We start from the raw sequence: 23,028 nt of genomic DNA on the forward strand, positions 1-23,028 counted from the left end.
AAAGTTGGCAGGGTGCGAATTTTAGGCAGCCCGGCGGCCGGGTTACAGACTTATTTGTGACCCGGCGTTCATGTCGCACATCCCGCCGTGTCACTGCGCTTCCAGCCGTCCTGCTACCCAGCAGGAGCGAGGCGCGATTCCGGCAGTCAATATCGCAGAGTTTCAAACAGAAACAAGACTCCCGTAACGCATTAATTTGGTGCACTATAGTGCACCAAATTAATGCGACCAATTCTCCTAACGCTCAGGAGCCCCTTATGCCATCAGGGTTACAGAACTTTCTCCAGCACATAAAACAACGAGATCCAGAACAAACCGTTTTCCATCAGGCCAGCGAAGAAGTCTTGCGCTCTCTCTGGCCGTTTCTGGAACAAAACCCCAAATATCGCTCCATGGGGCTGCTGGAAAGGCTCGTGGAGCCTGAACGGGTCATCCAATTCAGGGTGGCATGGCAGGATGATGATGGGCAGGTTCATGTCAATCGCGGCTATCGGGTGCAGATGAACAGCGCTATCGGCCCCTACAAAGGCGGGCTGCGTTTCCACCCGTCGGTCAACCTGGGCATTCTCAAATTTCTCGCCTTCGAGCAGACTTTCAAAAATTCGCTAACTTCCCTGCCCATGGGCTCCGGCAAGGGCGGCGCCGATTTTGACCCCAAAGGCAAATCTGACGCCGAAATCATGCGCTTTTGCCAAGCGTTTATCGCCGAGCTGTTCCGCCACATTGGTCCGAACCTGGATATCCCTGCCGGGGATATCGGCGTCGGCGCCCGGGAAGTGGGCTACATGTTTGGCATGTATAAAAAACTCACCAATGAATTCACCGGCACCTTTACCGGGAAGGGCTTCGCCTTCGGCGGTTCACGAATCCGCCCGGAAGCCACCGGTTATGGCTGCGTGTATTTCGTTGAGGAGATGATGAAAACCCGCCATAGCGGGCTGGAAGGAAAACAGACATTGATTTCCGGCTCCGGCAATGTAGCCCAGTTTGCCGCCAGAAAGGTACTGGATCTGGGAGGCAAGGTGCTCACTCTTTCCGACTCCAGCGGCACCCTGTTTTTCCCACAGGGAATGACAGAAGAAGACCTGCTTTATATTGCCGAGCTGAAGAATGAGCGCCGGGCACGGCTCAGCGAAGCCAGCAAGGATCTGGATGTTGAATATCTGGAAGGCCAGCGCCCATGGCACATCCCCTGCGATATCGCCCTGCCATGCGCGACCCAGAATGAACTGGACGGCGATAACGCCCGCACCCTGATCAAGAATAATTGCCAGGTGGTTGCCGAAGGCGCCAACATGCCTTGCACCCTCGAAGCCATGGATATTTTCCGCGACGCCGACACCCTGTTTGCTCCGGGCAAGGCGGCCAATGCCGGAGGGGTTACGGTATCCGGGCTGGAAATGAGTCAGAACAGCTTGCGCTTGAACTGGACGTCCGGCGAAGTGGACGAGAAACTGCATTCAATCATGCAGCGCATCCACCACTCCTGCCTCGAGTACGGAAAAGTCGACGGCACTACCGACTATGTTCGGGGTGCGAATATCGCCGGTTTTGTCAAAGTGGCTGATGCCATGCTGGCACAAGGTGTGGTGTAGCAGACCCCCAGCAGACACAACCAGGCTCGCCGGCGTTACCGGCCAGCCTGGTTGTCTTTGTGCTCGAGATTCGCGGCTAGCGGCTCCGGCCGCGCCCACAGCCAACTGGCAGTCAGCGCCAATATCGCCGGCACCCCCAACTTCACGGCCAGATGGGCACCGGAAAAAGCAATAATCACCACGCTGAGCAACATCATCGCCGAAGCTGCGCACTTGGCACGGCGCGATACCGCGCCCTGCTCACGCCAATCGCGGATGCTCGGACCGTATTTCGGATGCTCCAGCAGCCAGGCTTCCAGCCGGGGCCAGCCGCGGGTTCCCGCCCAGGCGGCCACCAGCAGAAACGGCACCGTGGGCAGACCGGGAATCACCACACCGACCATGCCCAGGGCCACACACAATACCGCCAGCAATCGCCAGGCAATGATTTTGATCATTGCTCACACTCCTGAATCATTGCTACAGCATGCACCAGCAAGGCCTGCATTGAAAAAGGCGCCAGACGCCAAATGCCTGACGCCTGACGTCAACGAGCGACGACGAAATCTAGTGAGCCTCGGAACCACTGGCTGCGGGCAATTCTCCGTCCTGAGGGGCGGTATGGGCATCCCCGGTAGCGCCAGCCAGTCCACTGGCCGCTTCAAGACGCTGCTTGAGCATCGCAACCGGAATAGTCTCGCCATTGAGCACCACCTCATCACCACTGGCGTTGAGTACACTGCTCCAACGATCACCCTGCTGAACCACCAGCCCCTGGGCAGCCAAACCGGGCAGCCGCATGGCTAACGGCGGCGGAATCACGGCTTGATTCATATCCACCTGCACAGAGACATCCAGCATCTGGTTCATTTGCTGCTCGTTGAGCGCCTGCAGCTCCTGTAACGGCAAATTACGGCCCTCAAGCCCAAGATAACGGGTACGGGCATCCAGACTGAGCTGGCGCTCATCCGCATTGTCCACCAGCAATTGCATGGCCAGGCGGCTGTCACCGGGGTGCAGCAACTGTTCCCCGATCACCGTCATCATTTCGTCAATCAGCGTCTTGATTCTGGCAACCGTTTCCTGCGGATCCGCTGGCTCACTGTTGGCCATGGCTCCCAGCAGCATGTTGGTTTGCAGCTGGTCCAGCTCGTTGTTGAGGGCGTTGACCTTGATTAACGCCTGCTTGTCCAGACCGGCGTAATTCATGCCCAGGTAAGCACTATCCATCGGCAAGGGCACCATGGCACCGATAACGTTATCCACCCACAGGCCACTTTTACCGGCCAGCGTGTCACCGTCATCCTGGCTGCTGCCCTGCAGGGTAAAATCGAACCCCAGCAGCGGCAGGTCATTCTGCGCATATACCAGCCCCTTGCCGTGCAGGTTCATGTCGGTCAGCGGCAGAGCGTCGCCTAGCATATCCACCACATCCACCGAGCCGGTCAGCGATTCAATCGCCATTTGCCCCTGTGGTGCATTGATATTCAGCCCCTTGAGCGTCACAAAGCTGTTCACCGGGTAGCCCTCAATATTCGGGCGATGCACGTCCACCTGCAGCTGCTCCAGCACGACCTTGCCCATGGGCGAATCCAGATCGACCGGGGCAAGCGCGACCCGAATACGGACGCTGCCATCAAAGCCAAAGAAACTGTTTCCGACGAGAGGCTCCTGGCCCTGAAACAGTTGCTCGACCAGCGCCATGCCCTCCGGCGGCAAGGCCGACAGGTCCAGTACTTCCCGGGTGCTGGCCAGGCCCAGCTTTAACCCTTCATCGGTGAAAGCCAGCGGGCCATGATGGATGGTGCTCAACGAACAAACCTGACCGGACAGCGCCGCCGCTTGCGGCATGGTCGCCAGCTCTCCCTGAATGATCAGGCAGGTATGCGCGCTGGAGGAGAACAGACCCCGCTCGTAACGCACCACATCCAGCAAGATATCCTTCTGCCCCGGCAGTATTTCCATCTTCGCGACTTCATCGCGGACCACCTGCTCAACCCGCAAGCCCACATAAAAGGTAGCCGCCAGCCATGCCACTACCGGCAGTACAACCAGCACCACAACCAGTGCGAGTCCTTTTTTCATGGGTCTTCCCCCTTCGTCCTTGTTACCCCGTTTTTTGAAGTGCATCACTATAGCGGAAAAACACAGGGAGTAACGATCAACCCGCCAACCACCTCAAGCGCGTTCCGCGTTGCCCTGAACCCAAAAAAGAAACAAAAAAAAGCCCGCCATGAGAGGCGGGCTTTTTTCTCTACAGGAAAGATCAGAATGCAAAGTGCTCAGCATCCAGATCCATCATGCAATCCAGACCACCTTCGATGGCGCCTTTATGGCCAGCCACGCGCGGCAGGATACGCTTGAAGTAGAAGCGTGCAGTGCTGATCTTGGCCTTGTAGAAGTCCTCGTCACCGGCACCGGATTCCAGTGCGGCGTGGGCCACAGAAGCCATACGGGCCCACAGGTAAGCCAGGGTCACGTAGCCGGAGTACATCAGGTAATCCACAGAGGCGGCACCCACGTATTCCGGGTTCTGCATGGCCTGCATGCCGATGGCCTGAGTCAGCTCGCCCCATTCCTTGTTGTAGCCGGCCAGCGGCTCCAGGAATTCTTTCAGGTCCGCATTGTCGCCATTGGCTTCACAGAACTGGTGCACGATCTTGGTGAAGTTACGCAGGGCCTGACCCTGAGTCATCATCACCTTGCGGCCCAGCAGATCCAGTGCCTGGATGCCGGTGGTGCCTTCGTACAGGGTGGAGATACGGGCATCACGTACGTTCTGCTCCATGCCCCACTCACGGATAAAGCCGTGGCCACCGTAGATCTGTACACCGTGGTTGGCCGCTTCCAGACCGGCTTCGGTAATGAAAGCCTTGGCGATCGGCGTCAGCAGCGCCATCAGATCGTCGGCTTCTTTACGGGCGGCTTCGTCTTTCTCCAGCTTCACCTTGTCACCCAGCTGGGCACACAGGTAAACCAGTGCACGACCGCCTTCAGCGAAAGACTTGGAGGTCAGCAGCATGCGACGTACGTCCGGGTGAACGATGATCGGATCCGCCGGGCCTTCCGGGTTTTTCGGGCCGGACAGGCTACGCATGGCCAGACGGTCCTTGGCGTAGGTCAGACCACCCTGGAAACCGATTTCAGCGTGGGCAACACCCTGAATGGCCGTGCCCAGACGGGCAAAGTTCATGAAGGTGAACATGCAGTTCAGGCCCTTGTTCTCCGGCCCGATCAGGTAGCCCTTGGCACCGTCGAAGTTCATTACGCAGGTAGCGGACGCCTTGATACCCATCTTGTGTTCGATGGAACCACAGGTCACCGCATTCCGCTCGCCCACACTGCCGTTACCGTCGGTGAGGAACTTGGGCACGATGAACAGGGAAATGCCCTTGGTACCTTTCGGCGCACCCGGCAGACGAGCCAGAACGATATGGACGATGTTCTCTGCCATATCGTGCTCACCTGCAGAGATGAAGATCTTGGTGCCAGTGATGCTGAAGGAGCCGTCGCCGTTGGGCTCAGCCTTGGACTTGAGGATACCCAGGTCGGAACCACAGCTTGGCTCGGTCAGGCACATGGTGCCAGTCCATTCACCGCTGGTCAGCTTGGGCAGGTAAGCCTGCTTCTGCTCGTCGGTACCGTGCTCTTCGATGGTCGCCACCGCACCGTGGGACAGGCCCGGGTACATGCTCCAGGACCAGTTGGCAGAACCGGTCATTTCAGAAATCGCGATGCCAGCAGAACCGGGCAGGCCCTGGCCGCCGAATTCCGGGTCGCCGCCCATGGCCGGCCAGCCGCCTTCCACGTATTTGCTATAGGCTTCTTTAAAGCCTTTGGGCGTGGTTACCACACCGTTATCGAAACCACAGCCTTCCTCATCACCGGAACGGTTCAGGGGAGCCAGCTCGTTTTCGGAGAACTTGGCGCCTTCTTCCAGGAAAGCATTCAGCAGTTCGCTGTTGATGTCTTCCAGACCCAGGCTGGCGTAGTGGCCATCCAGGTCCAGCACTTCATTCAGTACAAAGCGCATATCGCGCAGGGGAGCCTTGTAATCCGGCATCTCAAATCTCCCTTAAATTACCGGTGACAATGAGGCGGGCCGCGGCTCGCCAGTGTTGGGGGAGTCTCTGTAGTACTCCTTGGGACGCTAATCTTAGGTCAGGGCTCCAGCACGTCTCCAGCCCTATTTGTGACCCGCAAGTCAAACAAGCGTTTGAAACTACCGTTTGCCCGCTAACTGCTTTTTTTTAAAGGTCTTTTCCCGGCAACCGTAAAAGAGTACCGATATGCCTATGATGCCCTCTCAACCCCCTCGGGTTTCGGTATACTCGCGGAATTACGGTTTAACGGCCTGTTAAGGAATAGTGAAATGATCGATCCGAATTTGCTGGATATTCTGGTTTGCCCGGTGAGCAAAGCGCCGCTGATCTACGATGAGACGTCGGCTGAACTGAAGTGCAAGGCCAGTGGCCTGGCCTACCCGGTACGCGATGGCATTCCTGTCATGCTGGAAGAGCAAGCTCGCACCATGGGTGATGAGGAAGCTCAATCACTGTAGCGTCCCACTCATAACTCTTCGCCACAGGAAGGCCTTTTATGCATAAGCGGCTTTGTTTCGCCCTGGCGCTGGCCAGCTCCCCGCTGTTCGCACAGGAGTCCGTCGATAGCGACACGCCGGTCCCCGATACCGCCCCCACCAGCATGACCGAAGAGCAAAAGCTCAACGACTGTCTGTTGCGCAGCGCCCAAACCGCCAACGGCAAGGTGACACTGCAGGAAATGCGCGGCTGGTGTACCAATGGCGAAGAGCAGGACAAGATCAGCGCCCACGAAGATGCGCTGCGAGCCAGGCTGGCACTGGAAAATACCACCCAGGGCAATCCTTTCGTCATTACTCCCCATCGCCGTAATTACCTGTTGCCCTACAGCTACTGGTCCAACCGGCAGTGGAACGACCCCACCAAGAACGACAGCGATCTACAGCCCACCGAGGTAAAATTCCAGCTATCGCTGAAAGCCCCGATCAAGGAAAAGATCGTGGATGACATTACCTTGTGGATGGCATTCACCGGCACTTTCTACTGGCAGGCCTACAACAGCGAGCTCTCTGCCCCGTTCCGCGAAGCCAATTACGAACCCGAGCTGTTCATTACCAAGCCCATCGACTGGCAGATCGGCCCGCTGGATTCCGAGCTGCTGGCGATAGGGTTCAACCACGAATCCAACGGACAGGACGTGCCTGTTTCACGCAGCTGGAACCGCGTCTTCATGAACTATGTGTTCAAGACAGGAGATTATTACTGGTCTTTCAAGCCCTGGTATCGCATACCCGAAGATAAAAAAGATGATCCCACGGATACTCGCGGCGACGATAACCCGGATATCGAGAAATACATGGGGAATTTCGAGCTGGAAGTGGCACACCCGTTTGGCAATCACGTCATCGAGCTGATGCTGCGCAATAACCTGCGTTCAGATAACAAAGGGGCGGGTCGTATCAATTACTCATTCCCCCTGAGCAAACGTTTCAAGGGGCTTGTACAGGTTTTCTCGGGCTACGGGGATTCGCTGATCAATTACGACGATTACGAAAACCGTTACAGCTTCGGGATCCTGTTGACGGATTCACTGTAAGAGACGCTGCGCGCTGCACGCATCATGCAACACGGCCAACCCGCATGGTGCGGAGTGCGTGTTGCATGACAGCACCTAATACCAGAGCGTAAACAGCAGCCGGGTTACGGTGGCATCAAAGCTGTATAAAGGCTCAGTACCGGGGGTGGTCTGTACCCGGATATCGCGGAAGTTATCGTAATCGAAGCTGAAGCGGTCCACCCATAGATGCAGGCCGGCTTTATCGATGGTGCCCCAGTTCGGTTTGCTGAACTGAAAACCCACCCCCATTCCGATCACCGTGGACGAAAACTCACTCAGCTCCTTGTCACGGGCCAAAAAGTTCTGGGCATTCTGAAACGGGAACAAATCCGCATAGAAATCCGCGTCACCCTGCTGATAGCTTCGGTAGCGGGTTTCCACGGTCCAGCGCTGGCCGATGGGTTGAATGAGCTGAAGCTGCCAGCTATTGGCATCCACGCCCCAGGAATCGCTATAAAGTCGATATTCCCCGTGCAACCCGGCACGCCATGGCAGGTAATACGACAACCGGATCGCCGTGGCTTCACTGGTACGGGTATTGGGGTAGCGCTCCGGTTCAAAGCTGTAGCTGTTGGGGGAAGTCAGGTAACGCACAGAGCGGTAAGGGTTATTCAGGTAGCCTTCATCGGTAATCAACTCATGGCCGATGCTACCGATCAGGTTTTTCGTCAGCACCTGACTCAAGCCGATCCGAAAGTGTTGCCGGTCCGCCTCCTCGGCAAAGCTGTTGTCACCGGTACGGAAGACTTCATCCCACCCTTTTGAGTAACCCAGGCTCAACGTGGTCAGGTCACCAAAAAAATCCTGACTCATATCGAAATGCACCGAGTTGGCCTCAAAATCATTTTCTTCACTGTTGCCGTAGCTCAGTGAATAAATGGCTTTGCCCGCCAGGTAATCAATGCCGACACTTTTTTCGGTGCGTTCTTCTGAATAAGGGCTGGCGCTGGTCACCACATCAATGGAAGCCGCCGACACCTTGTCCACATAGTAATTGGCACGCACCGACACTTTATCCGCAAAGGACTTGCGCACCAGCACTGACGGCCCCTTGATCTCCATGCCGCCGCCATCGTATTGATGATGCAATATGTCCAGTCGATCCTCCGGCAATACCGCTGCCAGCGCACTGGCCGTCAGCAGCCAAAGCCCCCCGACTCGCAGCCCCCACATCAGTTGCATCCACAGCCTCCACCGGCACTGCCTTCTGCACCGCGCATGGCTTCACGGGCCTGATGCACATGGTGCATGTAGTTATCTGCCGCCGGGTTGGCCGCCGGGTTCATCACCGGATCGGCCAACCGGGCACGCTCGTAAGGCTTGAGCCAGGGCTGCACGGATGAACAGCCGCTGCTCAGGGCGGCTGCAATCAACAGGGAAATCAGCGCTGTCTGTGGCAGGATTCGCTGTCGCATTATTCGAGCACCAGTTCCTTCACCTCGGTCCGGTAGTGATCCATATAGCCGTCCTTGTAGCCACGGTGGTGATAGCGCACCTTGCCATTGCGATCGATCAGCACCGTGGTCGGCATGGCATCCACCTGGTAGGTCTCACTGGTATCGTTGGCCGGGTCGAACAGCACCGGGAAGCTCACGGGAATTTTATCCAGCAGCAGGTTGGCCTGATCCCGGTTTTCATCCAGGTTCACACCAAGAATGGTAAAGCCATAGTCCCGGTATTCCTGATAGAGCTCATCCAGCAAGGGCATTTCCGTACGGCACGGGCCGCACCAGGACGCCCAGAAGTTCAGCAACACCACCGTGCCTCGCAACTCACTGAGCTTGATGTTCTCGCCGCTGCTGGATTTCAGGGTAAAGTCCGGCGCCTGGCCGGTTACATCAGCGCTCGCCCCCAGGCTCCACACGCACAGCGCGCCACACAGCACCCCCGACAGCCATTTTTTCATTGTGCTTCCCCTCACTGTATTTACCTGCTTTTGTTATTCCGCTTCCGCTTTCTCTGGCGGCACCGTAGAGCGATCAACGATGATCAGAAAAACACACCAATACCTGCCGTTAATTCCAGGTTATGAGTGGTTTTGTCTTCACCCAGCACGTCCAGATTGAAGATGTGATCTTTCATGTCCACGCGCAACGCCATCCAGTCATTAATCAGCAAACGGTAGCCCACACCCAGACTCAGCGTGAACTGGTCATCGCCGGCAAAGTCCGTCATGCCAGCTCCGCCCATTAAATACAATGCATTGTTGTAGGCACGGTTTTCCGACAGGAACGCCTCGCCCGGCAGCAGGTTGTAGCCCACGCCCACCTGGTAGTAGGTGTATTCACGCTCATCATCAGTGAGCAGCTGAACCCCCGCATTCAGGGTTTCAAAACTGGTTTCCCCGGCCTTGGAGCGGCCCAGGCTGCCTTCCAGAAATACATCCTCAGAGAGGTGGTAATCCAGCCGCACGCCCAGCACCGGGTCACTGCCGAAATCCTCAATGGAGAGGATGCCGGTATAGAGGCCGATCTCGAAATTTTCCGCATCGATGTCCGCCTCTTTGATATGGCGGCGCTCGATACGCGGATCGAGCACGGATTCCGCATCCGCATCCCGAACGGTGGCCTTGTTGTCACCCTCTTGTTCCGCCGCCAGGCTTTGCAGTGGCAGCAGCAGGGATGCCGTTAAAACAATACTGAGAAACCGAGTTTCCATTCTTCCAAATTCCGGTTGTCGTCTTCCTGGGTAAACAGCACATAGCTACGGTATTCGCCGCGCAAAATAAAGCCCCGCGACAGATAGGCTTTCAGGCCAGCGCCGGCGAAGGCAAAGTTTTCGTCACGGTTTTCCGGCGTTACCACCGTGGCCCGGGGCTCGATTTTGGCGCGCCCGGTACCCAGCATGACATAGGGAGAGACCCGCCAGCGCGGGAACATCTCGTGCTGCAAGTTAATGTCGATCAATTTGTTGTTGGCAAAGGGACCGCTGGCCTGGGTAAACATGGCTTCCGCAGACAGGTTTTCCGTCATCCGGTAGCCCAGTGCAAACGCCAGTGAGGTGACTTCATCCAGCTCGCCCATCAGCACCGACGCCTGCCAGTGCCCGCCCTGGAATGCTTCCTGCCCCAGGTTTTTCATCTCCGGGGTTTGCTCGCTGCCATCCAGGGTGGCCAGCAACGCGTCGCGGGGCACCCAGCCCACCCGACCACGCACGGTGCTGACCTTGATCCAGCCGGCGCGGCGATATTCCAGGGTCAGCGGCGCATCACGCTCCACCACATGAAACACGGGATAACCGCGGCCCGGGCCGCTGTGGATTTCCACAAAAGGCTCCGCCACCTTGACGCGCAGCGGAGCGATATCTGATTTGGCATCAGGCTCAGCTTCGGGCTCAGCCCAGGCCGGCAGCACCGCCATCAGTGATAACAGAATTACAACAAGGCGCACCGGGTGCGTCTCCTTTCCAATACATGTCAGGGCGCGGGAAAGCCCGCTCAGTTTTCCGGCACCCGGAAGGGGTCGTTATACAGCTGCGCCCCCAGATCGATCCATTCGGCAAGCAAACGTTGCTCCGCCGCACTCAGCCAGCCTTCGTGCACACCGCCGGCAGCGAAGCGATCAAAGAAACCGCCGGAGTTACGTGCCTGCCCGACCCGCAGGGTGGCGGACACGTTCACGGTCTGCGTGACGGGAATCGGGTTGTCATTGTTATCCAGAATCAACTCGCCGTCTTCATCGGTTTGGTAAACCACATTGCCTTCACCATCGGTGACGATGACCAGGTTATCCACCAGCGCGCCGTCTTCCAGCACCAGCTCGTTATCATTGAACAACAATTCCCGGTAGCTGGTGGGCTGTTCCTGCTGATCCGGTGACGCCTCACCGGTGAGTTCCAGCTGGGCAGGCGGCACTTGCAGGGCATTCATGTCATCGCGACGGTTGTGGCACGACGAACAGGTGCCATCTTCCATACTGCCCCCCACATCAACCATCCGGGGCAGATCCCAGATCGGCTGAATATGGTCTTCATAGTGAATCACCGTCCGGCACTCCGGTTGCCACTGAGTCTGGCAGGCCGCTGTGGCGGGTGCCGGGGTCTCCAGATCATCATAGCTGAGTAATAACTCATCGGCCGGATCCGGGGCCGGATCGCTCCAGGCGTCAAAGGCCTGCATGTTGATGGCCGGCCATTCACTGTCCGGCAGGAAACGGGCCAGGGCCTGGGCCATGGTTTCCCCGGCATCGGCAAACGGCACCACATCGGCACGGCTGTTGGAGAACGGTTGGCCAGTGACCGGGGCGCCGTCATTGATCGATGGCGCCATGCCATCGGTGCGCCCATGGGGCTGTGGATTGTTGGTTCGGTGGCAACCCTGACATTGCAGTGTTTCCCCGGGGCGCAGGTTCAACCAGGCGCCATGGCGGCTGAACACGGCCTTGCCGTCGGCATCTACCAGCTGCAGGCCCAGCGGCGCATCTGCCGGCACCCGGGCTCGCACGGAACCATCCGGCTCCACCGGCACATAACCGACGATTTCACGCATGCCGAAGTTGGCTGACCGACCAAACTGGGCGCCGCTGATATCGCGTACGTCTTCGTTGGGGATCAGCACGCCTTTGGTGATGCGCAGGAAGCGCACCCGTCGCTGGTCCGGCGTGACCTGAGCCGGATCACTGAAATCGGCAATCGAGTTGATGCCCGGCAGCCCCGGGTTCATGAAATCGGAAAAACCGCCATCCAGGTCGTACACGCTGCGGATATCGATACGTGCCATATTGGCATCGGCCAACGCGTCGTCCCGATCCGACTCCGGCACCACAGTGGCCATGCGACTGGCCGTGGCCACAGCAAGCTCAGTCACCCATAGCCCCTGCTGAGGCTGCACCACCGGCAACTGCGTTCCTTCTGATGGATTCAGAATCCACAGCCCGAAAGCCGGCTCGGCTTCCGGCAATCCCTGCTGCAAGTATTCGTCGGTGCAGGGGCGCAATACCGCCCCGTCCTGCAGCCGACACGGCGACCAGGCCATCAGGTAACGCCCGCTGCCATCATTCAGGCTGACCAGGTCCGCCATGCGTCCGGTCACAGAAATGGCGCCGGTGAGAGTGCTCGCCGGGCCGGGCAGCGACTGTTCCGCCTGCCCCGCCACCCTGCCAAACAAGGGGCCTTCACGGTTAACGAAGTTGTCGATATCGATAGCCACCGGCTCCATTTGCCCGGCGGCGGTTTCACGTAAGCGGATGGCCGTCAGCAAACGGCCATCGCCCATAAACGAGAGCGGCATAAACTCGCGACGGGTATCGTCCGTAAGCGCATGGCTCTCGGCGCCGTAGAGGGGAGTCAACGCTGTCCCGTCCGGGTTCACCCGATACAGATCAAAACGGTTTTCATTGTCCTTGTTGTCCCAGCGCAGAAACACCACTCGACCATCCGCCTTCACCAGCGGCGCCACGTCGTGGCTCATATTGAAGGTGATCTGCTGGATATCCGAGCCATCCGGCTCCATCACATGCAGCGCAAAGGCGCTCACGTCGCGGCCTTCCTCAAGAGGGTAAAACTGGGGCTTGCCTTCATCCAGCAGACGGGCCCGGGCCTGACGCTGCCGGGTAGAGGAAAAGACAATGCGGCCATCGGGCAGGTAGGCGGGGTAACGGTCCTGGCCTTCTTCCGCCAGCAGGTCACTACTGATCAGGCGATGGATTGCGCGCCCCTGAAAATCGTATTCCCAAACATTCCAGGTGGGCTGCTCGTCCTCGTCCGCATCAGGGATCTCCGGCGCCCGGGCAGCAAAAAGCAACCGGGTTCCATCCGGGCTCACGCTGAGATCGCGAATATCGTGACCAGCCCCCAGCCGCGCGGTGGTCACATCCCGGGCCTGAGCCCGGGCCGAGGCACTGTCGCGCACCATCAACCGGGCACCGGCCTGGAAAACCGCCGGCTCTTCCAGGGTCTCCTGCGCCATCGCGTCCATGTCCGTCTGGGGCGGCGGGGTCCGCTGCACATAGGCCACCGGGATCTCGGTCACGGTCGGATCTTTTGCCTGCTCACTGCCATCCAGGCCCCCGCAGCCACCCAGCGCTGCCAGCATCCCCAGCAGGCTGAGCCCCCCAATACGCTTTATTATTTTCACCCGTTCATCCGTATTTCGTAGGTTTACATCAGTATCCCGAATATCTTCTTAAATTTCTGGGCGTCACTTCACAGAGAGTGACGCAGAATGTCATACAGAATACTCACGGGATACGGGAAATCGGTTAAACGGTAATAGCATTATCACTACTGGCTTGCCGGCGGCCACCTTAGGCGGCTGCGGCGCTCATAGAGAACAACAAGGACCAAGCCCATGAAAGGCTACCGGGGGATCATACTGATCGCGCTTGCCATGGTGGTACCCGCCACCGCAACGGCAAACAGCCGGGATCAGGCTCAACGCATCCACAATCGGCTGGCCGGCGTACCGGCCGATGCCGCAACGCTGACCGAAATGGCAAGCCTGATCGACAACAACCAGGCCGCCGCCGCCGCCGAGTTGGCCATGGACCATCCGGCCTTCTACAACGTCACCATCAAGCAGTTCGCCACCCCCTGGACCAACGAAGCCCAGGATGTGTTTGCACCGCTCAACGACTACACCGCCACCATCATCGGTGTGGTTCGTGACGACGTGGACTTCCGCCGCATCCTCTACAGCGACCTGCTCTATGTGGGCAACGCCAGCCCGGCCGCCTCCCCCTCCAGCAATGCGCATTACGAAGCCCTGGAAAACCAGCATGCGGACCTGAGCACGGCACTCACCGAAAGCAGCCAGGCCAGCCAATACGGCACCCCCGCAGAAGCCGTGGCCGGAGTACTCACCACCCGTGCCGCCGCCAACGCCTTTTTTTACGCCGGCACCAACCGGGCCATGCTGCGCTTCACCATGATGAATCACATGTGCCGTGACCTGGAGCAGGTCAAGGACACCACCCGCCCCTCCGACCGCATCCGCCAGGACGTGAGCCGCAGCCCCGGTGGCGACAGCCGTATCTTCCGCAACAGCTGCATCGGCTGTCACAGCGGCATGGACCCGCTGGCCCAGGCCTTTGCCTACTACGACTGGGAAGGCGAACAGGAAGGCAATGGCGGCCGCATGGTCTACAACAGCGGCAACGATGCCGACACCGGCACCCGGGTGCAGGGCAAATACCTGATCAACGGCAACAACTTTCCCTGGGGCTACATCACCCCCGACAACAGCTGGGACAACTACTGGCGCAAGGGCCCCAATGCCAACCTGGGCTGGGATCCGAACCTCCCGGGCAGCGGCGAAGGTGCCGCCAGCATGGGCAAGGAACTGGCCCACAGTGAAGTCTTTGCCACCTGCCAGGCAGAAAAAGTGTTCCAGACCGTGTGCCTGCGCAAACCCGCCGATGGTGCCGACACCGCCGAGCTGGCCAGCATGACCAGCAACTTCAAAAACGATAACTACCGCATGAAAACCCTGTTTTCTGATGCGGCCACCTACTGCATGGGGGAGTAACGGATGACGTATTCTCAGCTTGCTCATCCCCGCGCGGCAGCCCTGCTGGCCAGCCTGCTCATCACCTTGCTCAGTGGCTGTGGCGGCAGTGGCAGCGGTGCCGACACACAACCGAACGTGGATACCGGCAACGGCGATAGTGGCGTGAATTACACCGGCCCCGCCCCGCGCAACGCAGACACCTCCGCCTTCAAGATATACATCTGGAACAACCTGGTCAGTGAACAGCGTTGCGGTGCCTGCCACCGCAACCAGCAACCTGCCTTTGTGCAAACCGGTGATATCAACGCCGCCTATGCGGCGGCAAACCCGTTGATCAACCTGAACCAGCCCGCGACATCGCGCATGGTGCAGAAAGTAGCCGGTGGCCATAACTGCTGGGAAGCGGACCCGCAGGTCTGTGCCGACCAGATCAGCACCTGGATCAGCGCCTGGGCCGGAGAAACCCTGGGCCTGGGTGGCGGCACCACCGAGCTGGACCCACCGCCCCTGTACGATCCCGGTGACAGCAAAAACTTCCCGGTGGACAGCGGGCTGTTCGAAACCACTGTCTACCCGCTACTGGAGCCGCATTGCAGCGAATGCCACCGCAGCGATGCCGCCACCCCGCAGGCGCCCTACCTGGCCGCCGACGATGTGGACGAAGCCTACAGTGCCGCGCAAAGCAAGATTGACCTGAACCAGCCTGAACTCAGCCGCCTGGTAGAGCGCCTGCGCGAGGACAACCACAACTGCTGGAGCGACAGCTGCAGCAACGATGCCGACGCCATGGAAGACGCCATTCGCGCCATGGCCAACAACATTACCGCCACCGCACCGGATGCCGATCTGGTGCTGAGCAAGGCACTCACCGTGGATGACGGCACCCTGGCCGCTGGGGGCGGACGCTACGAAAGCAACGTGGTCGCCCGTTATGAGTTCAAAACCGGCGAAGGCCTGACGGCCTACGATTCCTCCGGCGTGGAGCCCCCCATTCACCTGCAATTCAGCGGCGATGTGGCCTGGGAAGGCGGCTGGGGCATTCGCCTCAACGGCGGCAAAGCCCAGGGCAGCACCCAGACCAGCAAAAAACTCACCGACCTGATTGCCGCCACCGGCGAACTGACCCTGGAAGCCTGGCTGGTTCCCGCCAGTACCGGGCAGGACAATGCCCACATCATCAGCTACTCCGCCGGCACCATGGCCCGGAACCTGACCCTGGCACAAAGCGGCAGCAACTACCTGGCCTACCAGCGCATCGGCGAAGCCACCGACAGCAACGGTGAGCCGGTACTGGCCACCGCCGATGACCCGCTTCAGGCAAGCCTGCAGCATGTCGCCATCACCTTTGACCCGGTTAACGGCCGCCAGCTCTACATCAATGGTGAACGCAATGGCGCCACCGACCCGGTTACCCCGAGCCTGCTCAACACCTGGGATGACACCTTTGCCCTGGTACTCGGCAACGAAGCCTCCAACGACCGCCCCTGGGAAGGGGTGATCCGGTTTGCCGCCCTTCACAGCCGGGCACTCACCGGTGACCAGATCCGCACCAATTTTGCCGCCGGAGTGGGCGAGCGCTACTTCCTGCCTTTCTACATCGGTCACCTGATTGATCAGCCCGGCGCCTACCTGGTGTTCGAAGTGTCCCGCTTCGATAACTACAGCTACCTGTTCGCCGCGCCCTATTTCATCAACCTGGAACAGGATATCGTCGAATCGGAAGTGGCATTGCAAGGCCTGCGTCTGGGCATCAACGGTCGCGTCCCCGACGTGGCCCAGTCCTTTGCCACGGTGGACACCCTGATTGGCGGTGAGGGCTACAGCGAACAGGGCGAAACCCTGTCCCGCCTGGGAACCCTGCTACCCGTGGAGCAAGGCCAGGAAAACGACGAGTTCTTCCTCACCTTCGAACGCCTGGGCAGCCACACCAATGTGCATACCGACCCGCAGCCCCTGCCGCTGACACCCAACCAGTACGGCGAACAGCCGCTGCCCGGCCTGCGCAACTTTGCCGAAATCAACGCCACCATGAGCCAGCTCACCGGGGTGCCGGAAGGCTACGGCGAAGTGCCGGACACCTACCGGCGCCTGCGTGCCCAATTGCCCAGCGAGGAAAATATCGAAGCTTTCCTCACTGCGCATCAAGTGGGGGTGGCCCAGCTGGCCATCGAATACTGCAACGCGCTGGTAGAAGCCGAGCGCAACAATGACGCCAGCATCGAGCCGTTGTTCGTGGGCATGAACTACAACCTCGGCGCCGACACCCTCAGCCAGCAGAACTGGAAAGACTGGGTCATTTCACCGTTGTTTGAACGCATGGTCGGTAATGGCCAGGCCAGCCAGCCAGACCGCAACGGGGTTGAAAGCGAGCTGGAAAACCTGCTGTTCAATACCAACCTGACCCAATGCAGCAGTGACTGCGTGGAGCGCACCGCCACCGCCACCAAGGCGGCCTGCGCGGCCATGCTGGGCAGCGCCACCATGCTGTTTCAATAAGGGGCACGACCATGAAAAGAATGATGAAAAAACCACAGGCCTTGCACCCCGACGCCCCACTGCTGAATCTGGGCCACGGCAAACCCATCAGTCGTCGTGACATGCTTGGGCGCGGCCTGTTGTCCGGCGCAGCCTTCGGCAGCGTGGGCCTGTTCGGCTTGTTCAGTAATCCCCGCGAGGCCATGGCGGCTCTGCAGGGCGACCTGGAAACCATCAAATCCGATTGCGGCATCCTCGGTGCCGGCGCCGGCAAGATTCCGTTCATCTGTTTCGACCTGGCCGGCGGCGCCAATATCGCCGGCTCCAATGTGCTGGTGGGCGGCCAGGGCGGCCAGCTGGATTTTCTCAGCAGTGCCGGCTACTCCAAACTGGGCCTGCCCGGCGATATGGCGCCCAGCACCAATCCCGGCGTGGTCAACACGGATCTGGGGCTGGCCTTTCACAGTGACTCGCCCTTCCTGCGTGGCATTCAGGAAAAAGCCGCTGGCGCCATGGGCAACGTGAATGGCTGCGTGATTCCGGCGCGCTCCGAAAACGACACCGCCAACAACCCGCACAATCCCATGTACGGCATCTTCAATGCCGGCGCCGACGGCGAGCTGCTGTCGCTGATCGGGTCACGCAGCTCATTGTCCGGCGGTAACTCCATGTCCCCGGACGGTTCCATCATCGCCTCCGCCCGCCCCACCAAGGTGGACCGAGGCACCGACGTGACCGGCCTGGTGGACACCGGCAAGCTGGTGGGAATGCTGTCCAAGGACGATGCCGTGTCGGTGATGGAATCCATTGCTCGCATCAGCCACAAGCGCATCGATCGTATCAATAGCGGCCTCAGCGACGCCAACCGCCGCGCTAATTTGCGCGACTTGCTGCGTTGCGGCTATGTGGAAGCCGCCGATATTACCGACCGCTATGGCAATCCCTCTGCCCTGAATATTCGTGAGGACACGGACATCCTCAGCATCTTTTCCGAGTCAGAGTTGAATGATCGGGAGTTCGAAAAAACCGCCTCCATCATGAAGCTGGTGGTCAACGGCTACGCCGGCGCCGGCTGTATTTCCATGGGCGGCTTCGATTACCACACCGGCGAGCGTGGCACCGGGGAAATCCGGGACCTGCGCGCCGGGCGCTGCATGGGCGCCTGCCTGGAATACGCCCGCCGCCGCAACATGCCGCTGATGCTGTACGTATTCAGCGATGGCTCCGTGTCCAGTAACGGGCGCATTGATGATTCCGCCAATGGTCGCGGCAAAGGCGAATGGACCGGTGACAATTCCTCCACCGCCGCCTCGTTCTTTCTGGTCTACAACCCCAACGGCCGCCCGACCCTGAACACCAACGGCGCCAGTGCCGAGAATCATCAGCAACTGGGCTGGATGCGCAGCAACGCCTCGGTGGAAACCGCCGGCACCCCGGCAGCCAACAACGTGAACCTGCTGGCGGAAACCGTGTGGCTGAACTACATGGCCCTGCACGGTGAGCTGGGCGAATTCAGCGCCCGCTTCCCCAATCACAGCCTGGGCAACGCCGCTTCGCTGGACAAACTAGCCGCCTTCAACCCCATCGTCAGCGGTCCGGTTTTCCCACCGCCAGCATGATCCCAGCTGCCGGGGCAGCACAGGGCGGCCCCGGCAGGTACACTGCTGTCACTCTCCCTTGCTGACAACCTGAAGACGACTGCCATGGTTTCGCTGCTCCCCGCTGCCCGCCTGATCACATTGATCACACCTGCCCTGCTCCTGCTGGCCATGCCGGCACAGGCGCGCTGGCAACAACAGGATTGGGATGTAATGGGCACCCGGGCCAGCGTCACACTGTGGTCCGAGCAGGATGCGGCGTCCTTGTTTGACGCTCTGAAAGAGGAAATGGCACGGCTGAATGCCTTGCTGTCCCCCTGGGTGGAGAGCAGCGAACTGGCCCGGGTCAACGCCCATGCCGGCGAGACAACACAAACCATCAGCGTGGAATTTTATCAGCTGCTGGCGCGCTCTCTGGACTACTACCTGCTCACCGATGGCGCCTTCGATATTACCTTTGCCAGTGCCGGGCACCTGTACGATTACCGCGATGGCAAGGCGCCGGACGATACCGAGCTGGCCGCCGCGAGTCAGCATATCGGTGCCGACCGCATTGAACTGACCGCACCGGACAAGGTCCGCTTCCGTGACCCCGGCACCCGTATCGATCTGGGCGGCATCGCCAAGGGGTACGCGATTGATCAGGGCATCGCCCTGCTGAAAGAGGCGGGCATCGAGCATGCCTACCTGTCACTGGGCGGGGACAGCTATGTACTGGGGGATCATCGGGGTCGCCCGTGGGAAGTGGGAATTCAACATCCACGCAGCAAACAGGACATCGCCATGAGGCTACCCATGGCCGACCTGGCCATGTCCACCTCAGGGGATTATCAGCGTTACTTCATCCAGGACGGCCGCCGCATTCACCACATCCTGTCGCCGAAAACCGGAAAAAGCATCGATGGGCTGGCCAGCGTGACCGTGTTGTGTGACAACAGCATTGATGCCGACGCCCTCTCCACCAGCGTCTTTGTGCTGGGGGCGGAAAAGGGCCTGGCGCTGATCAATCGCCTGCCCGGCACTTCGGCCATCATCATCGACCGGAAGGGAAACGTTACCTACTCTGACGACCTGACTGGTGGCTGAGAGCCCAGGACGCCAGACGCCCAATGCCTGGAGCCTGACGCAATAAACAGCAGGTCGGATTAGGGAACCTCTGAATAACTCCTTGCATGCTCAGCGTGACCTTAAGCGCGAAACAGCAGGCCGACCCCGGCCCCCACCATCACGCTACCGGTGCCGAGTTGCAGCGGCCGTCGATAGCGACCCGGCAAGGCCACCGCCGCCAGCCGGCTTGCCAGCAAGGCATAGGCGACTTTTACACCGCCCACGGCCACGACCGTTACCCACAACACCGCAGCGATCGCCGCGCCCTGCAGCGCAGGCACATCCACAAACACCGGCAGCAAACTGGCATAAAACACGATGGCCTTGATATCGCCCAGCGTCACCAGCAGGCCCGCCATAAAGCTCACACCATGATGACCTGCACGCGCATCACCACTGCCCGAATGGCCCGCTATCGCCACCCGTGAACGCATCAACTGCACGCCAAAACCGATCAACCACACCGCGGCCAGTATCCGCACCACCACAAAGGCTGCGCCCAGCCACTGGGCCAGTGCCACCATGCCAAACAGCGCAATACTCACAAACAACAGGTCCGCCAGCACAATACCTGCGGCCACCAGCAAACCATGGGAAACGCCGAACCGGGCTGAACGGACCACCACCAACGCCACACTGGTACTGGGCAGCGCCGCCATGGCCACCAGGGATAGCATCAACAGAAACAGCGACGGGATATCCATAAACCCTCACCGAAACAGAACAATGAACAATGCCAGTTTACAGCGAACCCAGACCATCCTGCGCGTCACAGCACAACCGGCCCTGCTCCAGCTGCAAACGCAGAACCGTACGGTAATCCTCCGCCTGCGGAAAATCCGCCGCGCCGGCCAAGTAGAGACTGTCGTCCCGCAGGGTTTGGCCCACCACCAACGTGCCGGTAAAGCCAAGAGGAAGCTGCAAAGCAGGATAGCGCCAGGGCATCAGCCCCCCTCTCACCCTTTCCGGTGCCACCTCGTTAATTCTCGGCCAGCGCGCCGGAGTGGAAATAATATCCCCCTGCTCGTCCAGGCCGATCACCCCACTGGCCGGCTCACACAATTCCAGTTCATTCAGGAACAGGGTGTCGCCCTCAATCACGTAATGGCACAGGTAACCCCGCCAGCAATCGGAGCTGTCTCCATCCGGGTAAAGACCCCAGTCCGCCGGCGAAAACGCCCCACCACTGATCAGGTCGAACCCCTGCCCGGCGTGGCGCAAGGAATCCAGCTGTTGCGCGGTCACCGGGGCGACCCCATGGGCGGCTGCAACGGGAACTCGGGGGACTGGGGCGCGGCATCTGTCGGTGCCTGCTCACGCTCGCGGCTGCTGCGCAAGGCGCGATGGTAAAGATCAGCCAGCCCTTCATGGGCCGACGCACTGAAACGCTTCAGGCGGTTGCGGGTTTCGGTGACCTGTTCATAGGCCGAGGCCTGCAATCCGTACTGTTGGCGACGCATCAGCAGCGCCCCGCGTTTCTGTAAGCGTTCCAGCTCGCCGGTCAGTGCATTCAATTCTTGCGAGAAATCTTCCAACCGCTCGGAGCGGTATGTGGCAAACAGCACACGGCTGCGCAGCACACGGGTTTCATCCAGTAACCCATCGATTTCATTAAGCTGATGCTGACGTTCCCACTGGCGCGGCACGATGTTTTCCTGCATCTCCCACAGCAACACGCCTTTGTAGAAATCCAGCTTGGCGGTCACGTCAGGGCGCTTTCGCTTGCCCCAGCCATCGGTGCGCTGCTCGGCATTCTGCTGGGCCTCCCACAGCGTGCGCTCCTTGTCGGTGGCGAAGGGCAACGGGTCCTGTTTGGCCACGGCCTCATCGTAACGGCGCTGCAAACGGGTCATGCGTCCCTGGAAATCCTGCTGTGACAGATCGTCCAATAGTGCTCGGGCCGCAGGGCGGGTTTCGTCCTGCTTGCGCCGATGGGCCGCCATCAATGTCTCGAAGGCCGGCAGCTTCTCCTGCCATTGCGTAAGCAGGTTCTTCTGCCGCAACAGCTCGTGGTAATTATTCCAGCCGCGCTGAAATTCGGTGGTGGCGAACCATTCATAAAAGGTTGGGAAACTTTCCACCCGGCGCGGCAGAAACGGCGGCACCGGGTCCATGGCCGTGGACCAGCGGGGCTCTCCCACCATGGCCGTGAACCATTCACCACTGGCTATATCGGCTTCCACTTCCAGCAGGTATTGCTGCAAACCATCAAAGCGCTCCAGCGCAGTCTCGAATCCCTGTCTGGCAGAACGCTGGTCCCCCATTTGTTCGTACAGGTAGGGAATCGCCAGCTGCGCTTCCTGCACTGGCAAGCGCTGGATCGATTTCGTGTCCAGCTGCTGCAGCACCGGCAATGCCTTGCCTGGCTGGTTTTCGATAAGCAGCGCACGGGCATAGAGCAGCAGGGAGATATCAGCAAAAGGCCCTTCCAGGCGGGCATCGCGCAGCAGGGTCAGCGCCCGGTCTTCCTGGTCGCTGCGCATCATGTAGATCGCCAGCGCCAACATGGCTTTTTCCTTGATGGCGTTGGTCTGGGCATCCCCTGGCGGCAAGTTGGCCAGCTGCCAAAGCCACTCCTGGCCCAGCCCCGGGTGCTTGCCGTTAATCCAGCTGATTGCCAGGTTGTAACGCAGGTAGGCATTGAGTGGGTGATCTTCGGAAAACGCATCAAGCAGCTCTGCGGCGTCTTCATAGCGTTGCAGGCGCATCAATATCCGCGCTCGCAAACTGAAATATACCTCTTCCAGTTTTGCCGGCGGCTCACCGACCTGCTGATCCAGCATGGTCAGCGCCTGTTCATATTTCTGCTGGCGGTAATAGAGGCCGGCCAGATGGATCCACGCCCGCTGGGCGACCTCACCGCTGACCTGGGTATCCAGTAGCTGGTTGAAAACCTGCTCGGCGTCTTCGGGCATGCCGTAGGCGCTGTACATGGCCCCCAACAGCACTTCCATATCCGCCTTGTGGATATCCACCTCGCCCCGCTCCAGCGCCATCTGGGCGCGGGTCAGAGCGGCAAAATAATCCCCTTTGAGGTAAAGATAAGCCACCTCGCCGTAGGCCAGCTCCTGTACCTGGTGAGGTTCGTCCAGGCGGGCCTGGCTCAGGGAGCTGAGCAACAACAGCAGCCCCACCGCCAGCCCTTTCAAGCATCCGCGCATTCGCATAGACC

General features: G+C 59.6%; 19 protein-coding genes. 7 read left to right on the forward strand and 12 right to left on the reverse strand.

The features are described 5' to 3' along the window. Positions 1–257: 257 nt before the first annotated feature. Positions 258–1,595, forward strand: a complete 1,338-nt coding sequence (gene gdhA, locus COA55_RS09455; RefSeq protein ID WP_290501785.1) for an NADP-specific glutamate dehydrogenase — start codon at positions 258–260, stop codon at positions 1,593–1,595. Between the two features lie 35 nt (positions 1,596–1,630). Here gdhA and COA55_RS09460 read toward each other — a convergent pair whose 3' ends face one another. From COA55_RS09460 to COA55_RS09470, 3 genes are all read right to left on the reverse strand, one after another. Beyond that, on the reverse strand, positions 1,631–2,032 hold the full coding sequence (locus tag COA55_RS09460) for a YbaN family protein (RefSeq protein WP_290501786.1): 402 nt from the start codon (positions 2,030–2,032) through the stop codon (positions 1,631–1,633). 109 nt (positions 2,033–2,141) lie between these two features. Next, positions 2,142–3,659, reverse strand: a complete 1,518-nt coding sequence (locus COA55_RS09465) for a DUF945 family protein (protein ID WP_290501787.1) — start codon at positions 3,657–3,659, stop codon at positions 2,142–2,144. 181 nt (positions 3,660–3,840) lie between these two features. After that, positions 3,841–5,637 carry an acyl-CoA dehydrogenase C-terminal domain-containing protein gene (locus tag COA55_RS09470; protein WP_290501789.1) on the reverse strand — a complete coding sequence of 599 codons (1,797 nt, stop codon included), beginning with the start codon at positions 5,635–5,637 and terminating at the stop codon, positions 3,841–3,843. A 309-nt stretch (positions 5,638–5,946) separates the two neighbouring features. Here COA55_RS09470 and COA55_RS09475 point away from each other — a divergent pair, with 309 nt between their 5' ends. Next, on the forward strand, positions 5,947–6,135 hold the full coding sequence (locus tag COA55_RS09475; RefSeq protein WP_197468580.1) for a Trm112 family protein: 189 nt from the start codon (positions 5,947–5,949) through the stop codon (positions 6,133–6,135). A gap of 38 nt (positions 6,136–6,173) precedes the next feature. Beyond that, a complete protein-coding gene (locus tag COA55_RS09480; RefSeq protein WP_063537363.1) occupies positions 6,174–7,211 on the forward strand; it encodes a phospholipase A in 1,038 nt (345 codons plus the stop codon). 75 nt (positions 7,212–7,286) lie between these two features. Here the strand turns inward: COA55_RS09480 and COA55_RS09485 are convergent, their stop codons facing one another. The 6 genes from COA55_RS09485 to COA55_RS09510 all read right to left on the reverse strand — a co-directional run bounded on the left by COA55_RS09485 (position 7,287) and on the right by COA55_RS09510 (position 13,305). Then, entirely contained in the window at positions 7,287–8,414 is a 1,128-nt protein-coding gene (locus COA55_RS09485; protein ID WP_063519365.1) for a DUF3570 domain-containing protein, read from the reverse strand. Further along, a complete protein-coding gene (locus COA55_RS09490; RefSeq protein ID WP_063519366.1) occupies positions 8,405–8,647 on the reverse strand; it encodes a DUF4266 domain-containing protein in 243 nt (80 codons plus the stop codon). The genes COA55_RS09485 and COA55_RS09490 overlap by 10 nt, the downstream gene beginning before the upstream one ends. After that, on the reverse strand, positions 8,647–9,138 hold the full coding sequence (locus COA55_RS09495; protein ID WP_063519367.1) for a TlpA disulfide reductase family protein: 492 nt from the start codon (positions 9,136–9,138) through the stop codon (positions 8,647–8,649). Before COA55_RS09495 ends, COA55_RS09490 begins: the two co-directional genes overlap by 1 nt. 83 nt (positions 9,139–9,221) lie before the next feature. Further along, complete coding sequence (locus COA55_RS09500; RefSeq protein WP_063519368.1) at positions 9,222–9,890, reverse strand: outer membrane beta-barrel domain-containing protein; 669 nt, start codon at positions 9,888–9,890, stop codon at positions 9,222–9,224. Next, a complete protein-coding gene (locus tag COA55_RS09505; protein ID WP_290501793.1) occupies positions 9,860–10,621 on the reverse strand; it encodes an outer membrane beta-barrel protein in 762 nt (253 codons plus the stop codon). Before COA55_RS09505 ends, COA55_RS09500 begins: the two co-directional genes overlap by 31 nt. A 47-nt stretch (positions 10,622–10,668) precedes the next feature. Then, entirely contained in the window at positions 10,669–13,305 is a 2,637-nt protein-coding gene (locus COA55_RS09510) for a hypothetical protein (protein ID WP_290501794.1), read from the reverse strand. 213 nt (positions 13,306–13,518) lie between these two features. Between COA55_RS09510 and COA55_RS09515 the strand changes: the two genes are divergently transcribed. The 4 genes from COA55_RS09515 (at position 13,519) to COA55_RS09530 (ending at position 19,835) form a co-directional block, all read left to right on the forward strand. After that, on the forward strand, positions 13,519–14,694 hold the full coding sequence (locus COA55_RS09515) for a hypothetical protein (protein ID WP_290501795.1): 1,176 nt from the start codon (positions 13,519–13,521) through the stop codon (positions 14,692–14,694). 3 nt (positions 14,695–14,697) lie between these two features. Next, a complete protein-coding gene (locus tag COA55_RS09520; RefSeq protein WP_290501797.1) occupies positions 14,698–17,172 on the forward strand; it encodes a LamG domain-containing protein in 2,475 nt (824 codons plus the stop codon). 11 nt (positions 17,173–17,183) lie between these two features. Continuing rightward, positions 17,184–18,770: a general secretion pathway protein GspF gene (locus COA55_RS09525; protein ID WP_290501799.1), complete on the forward strand. Its 1,587-nt coding sequence runs from the start codon at positions 17,184–17,186 to the stop codon at positions 18,768–18,770. 84 nt (positions 18,771–18,854) lie between these two features. Further along, entirely contained in the window at positions 18,855–19,835 is a 981-nt protein-coding gene (locus tag COA55_RS09530) for an FAD:protein FMN transferase (protein WP_290501800.1), read from the forward strand. Positions 19,836–19,936: 101 nt separating this feature from the next. On the opposite strand, the gene COA55_RS09535 is transcribed toward COA55_RS09530, so the two are convergent. From COA55_RS09535 to COA55_RS09545, 3 genes are read right to left on the reverse strand one after another with little or no spacing between them, the layout of a single operon-like run. Continuing rightward, on the reverse strand, positions 19,937–20,560 hold the full coding sequence (locus tag COA55_RS09535) for a LysE family translocator (RefSeq protein WP_290501802.1): 624 nt from the start codon (positions 20,558–20,560) through the stop codon (positions 19,937–19,939). A gap of 37 nt (positions 20,561–20,597) precedes the next feature. Next, positions 20,598–21,101 carry a hypothetical protein gene (locus tag COA55_RS09540; protein ID WP_290501804.1) on the reverse strand — a complete coding sequence of 168 codons (504 nt, stop codon included), beginning with the start codon at positions 21,099–21,101 and terminating at the stop codon, positions 20,598–20,600. Further along, positions 21,098–23,023 carry a tetratricopeptide repeat protein gene (locus COA55_RS09545; protein WP_290501806.1) on the reverse strand — a complete coding sequence of 642 codons (1,926 nt, stop codon included), beginning with the start codon at positions 23,021–23,023 and terminating at the stop codon, positions 21,098–21,100. The genes COA55_RS09540 and COA55_RS09545 overlap by 4 nt, the downstream gene beginning before the upstream one ends. Positions 23,024–23,028: the final 5 nt, after the last annotated feature.

This window comes from Alcanivorax sp. (assembly GCF_002733835.1).
In the GTDB taxonomy this organism is placed as follows: domain Bacteria; phylum Pseudomonadota; class Gammaproteobacteria; order Pseudomonadales; family Alcanivoracaceae; genus Alcanivorax.

Bases quoted from the DNA above. Each gene is read 5' to 3' on its own strand.
- COA55_RS09515 (WP_290501795.1), top strand. From the start codon at position 13,519: ATGAAAGGCTACCGGGGGATCATACTGATCGCGCTTGCCATGGTGGTA.
- COA55_RS09460 (WP_290501786.1), bottom strand. From the start codon at position 2,032: ATGATCAAAATCATTGCCTGGCGATTGCTGGCGGTATTGTGTGTGGCC.
- COA55_RS09500 (WP_063519368.1), bottom strand. From the start codon at position 9,890: ATGGAAACTCGGTTTCTCAGTATTGTTTTAACGGCATCCCTGCTGCTG.
- COA55_RS09525 (WP_290501799.1), top strand. From the start codon at position 17,184: ATGAAAAGAATGATGAAAAAACCACAGGCCTTGCACCCCGACGCCCCA.
- COA55_RS09535 (WP_290501802.1), bottom strand. From the start codon at position 20,560: ATGGATATCCCGTCGCTGTTTCTGTTGATGCTATCCCTGGTGGCCATG.
- COA55_RS09490 (WP_063519366.1), bottom strand. From the start codon at position 8,647: ATGCGACAGCGAATCCTGCCACAGACAGCGCTGATTTCCCTGTTGATT.
- COA55_RS09530 (WP_290501800.1), top strand. From the start codon at position 18,855: ATGGTTTCGCTGCTCCCCGCTGCCCGCCTGATCACATTGATCACACCT.
- gdhA (WP_290501785.1), top strand. From the start codon at position 258: ATGCCATCAGGGTTACAGAACTTTCTCCAGCACATAAAACAACGAGAT.
- COA55_RS09520 (WP_290501797.1), top strand. From the start codon at position 14,698: ATGACGTATTCTCAGCTTGCTCATCCCCGCGCGGCAGCCCTGCTGGCC.
- COA55_RS09545 (WP_290501806.1), bottom strand. From the start codon at position 23,023: ATGCGAATGCGCGGATGCTTGAAAGGGCTGGCGGTGGGGCTGCTGTTG.
- COA55_RS09465 (WP_290501787.1), bottom strand. From the start codon at position 3,659: ATGAAAAAAGGACTCGCACTGGTTGTGGTGCTGGTTGTACTGCCGGTA.
- COA55_RS09495 (WP_063519367.1), bottom strand. From the start codon at position 9,138: ATGAAAAAATGGCTGTCGGGGGTGCTGTGTGGCGCGCTGTGCGTGTGG.
- COA55_RS09470 (WP_290501789.1), bottom strand. From the start codon at position 5,637: ATGCCGGATTACAAGGCTCCCCTGCGCGATATGCGCTTTGTACTGAAT.
- COA55_RS09475 (WP_197468580.1), top strand. From the start codon at position 5,947: ATGATCGATCCGAATTTGCTGGATATTCTGGTTTGCCCGGTGAGCAAA.
- COA55_RS09480 (WP_063537363.1), top strand. From the start codon at position 6,174: ATGCATAAGCGGCTTTGTTTCGCCCTGGCGCTGGCCAGCTCCCCGCTG.
- COA55_RS09485 (WP_063519365.1), bottom strand. From the start codon at position 8,414: ATGCAACTGATGTGGGGGCTGCGAGTCGGGGGGCTTTGGCTGCTGACG.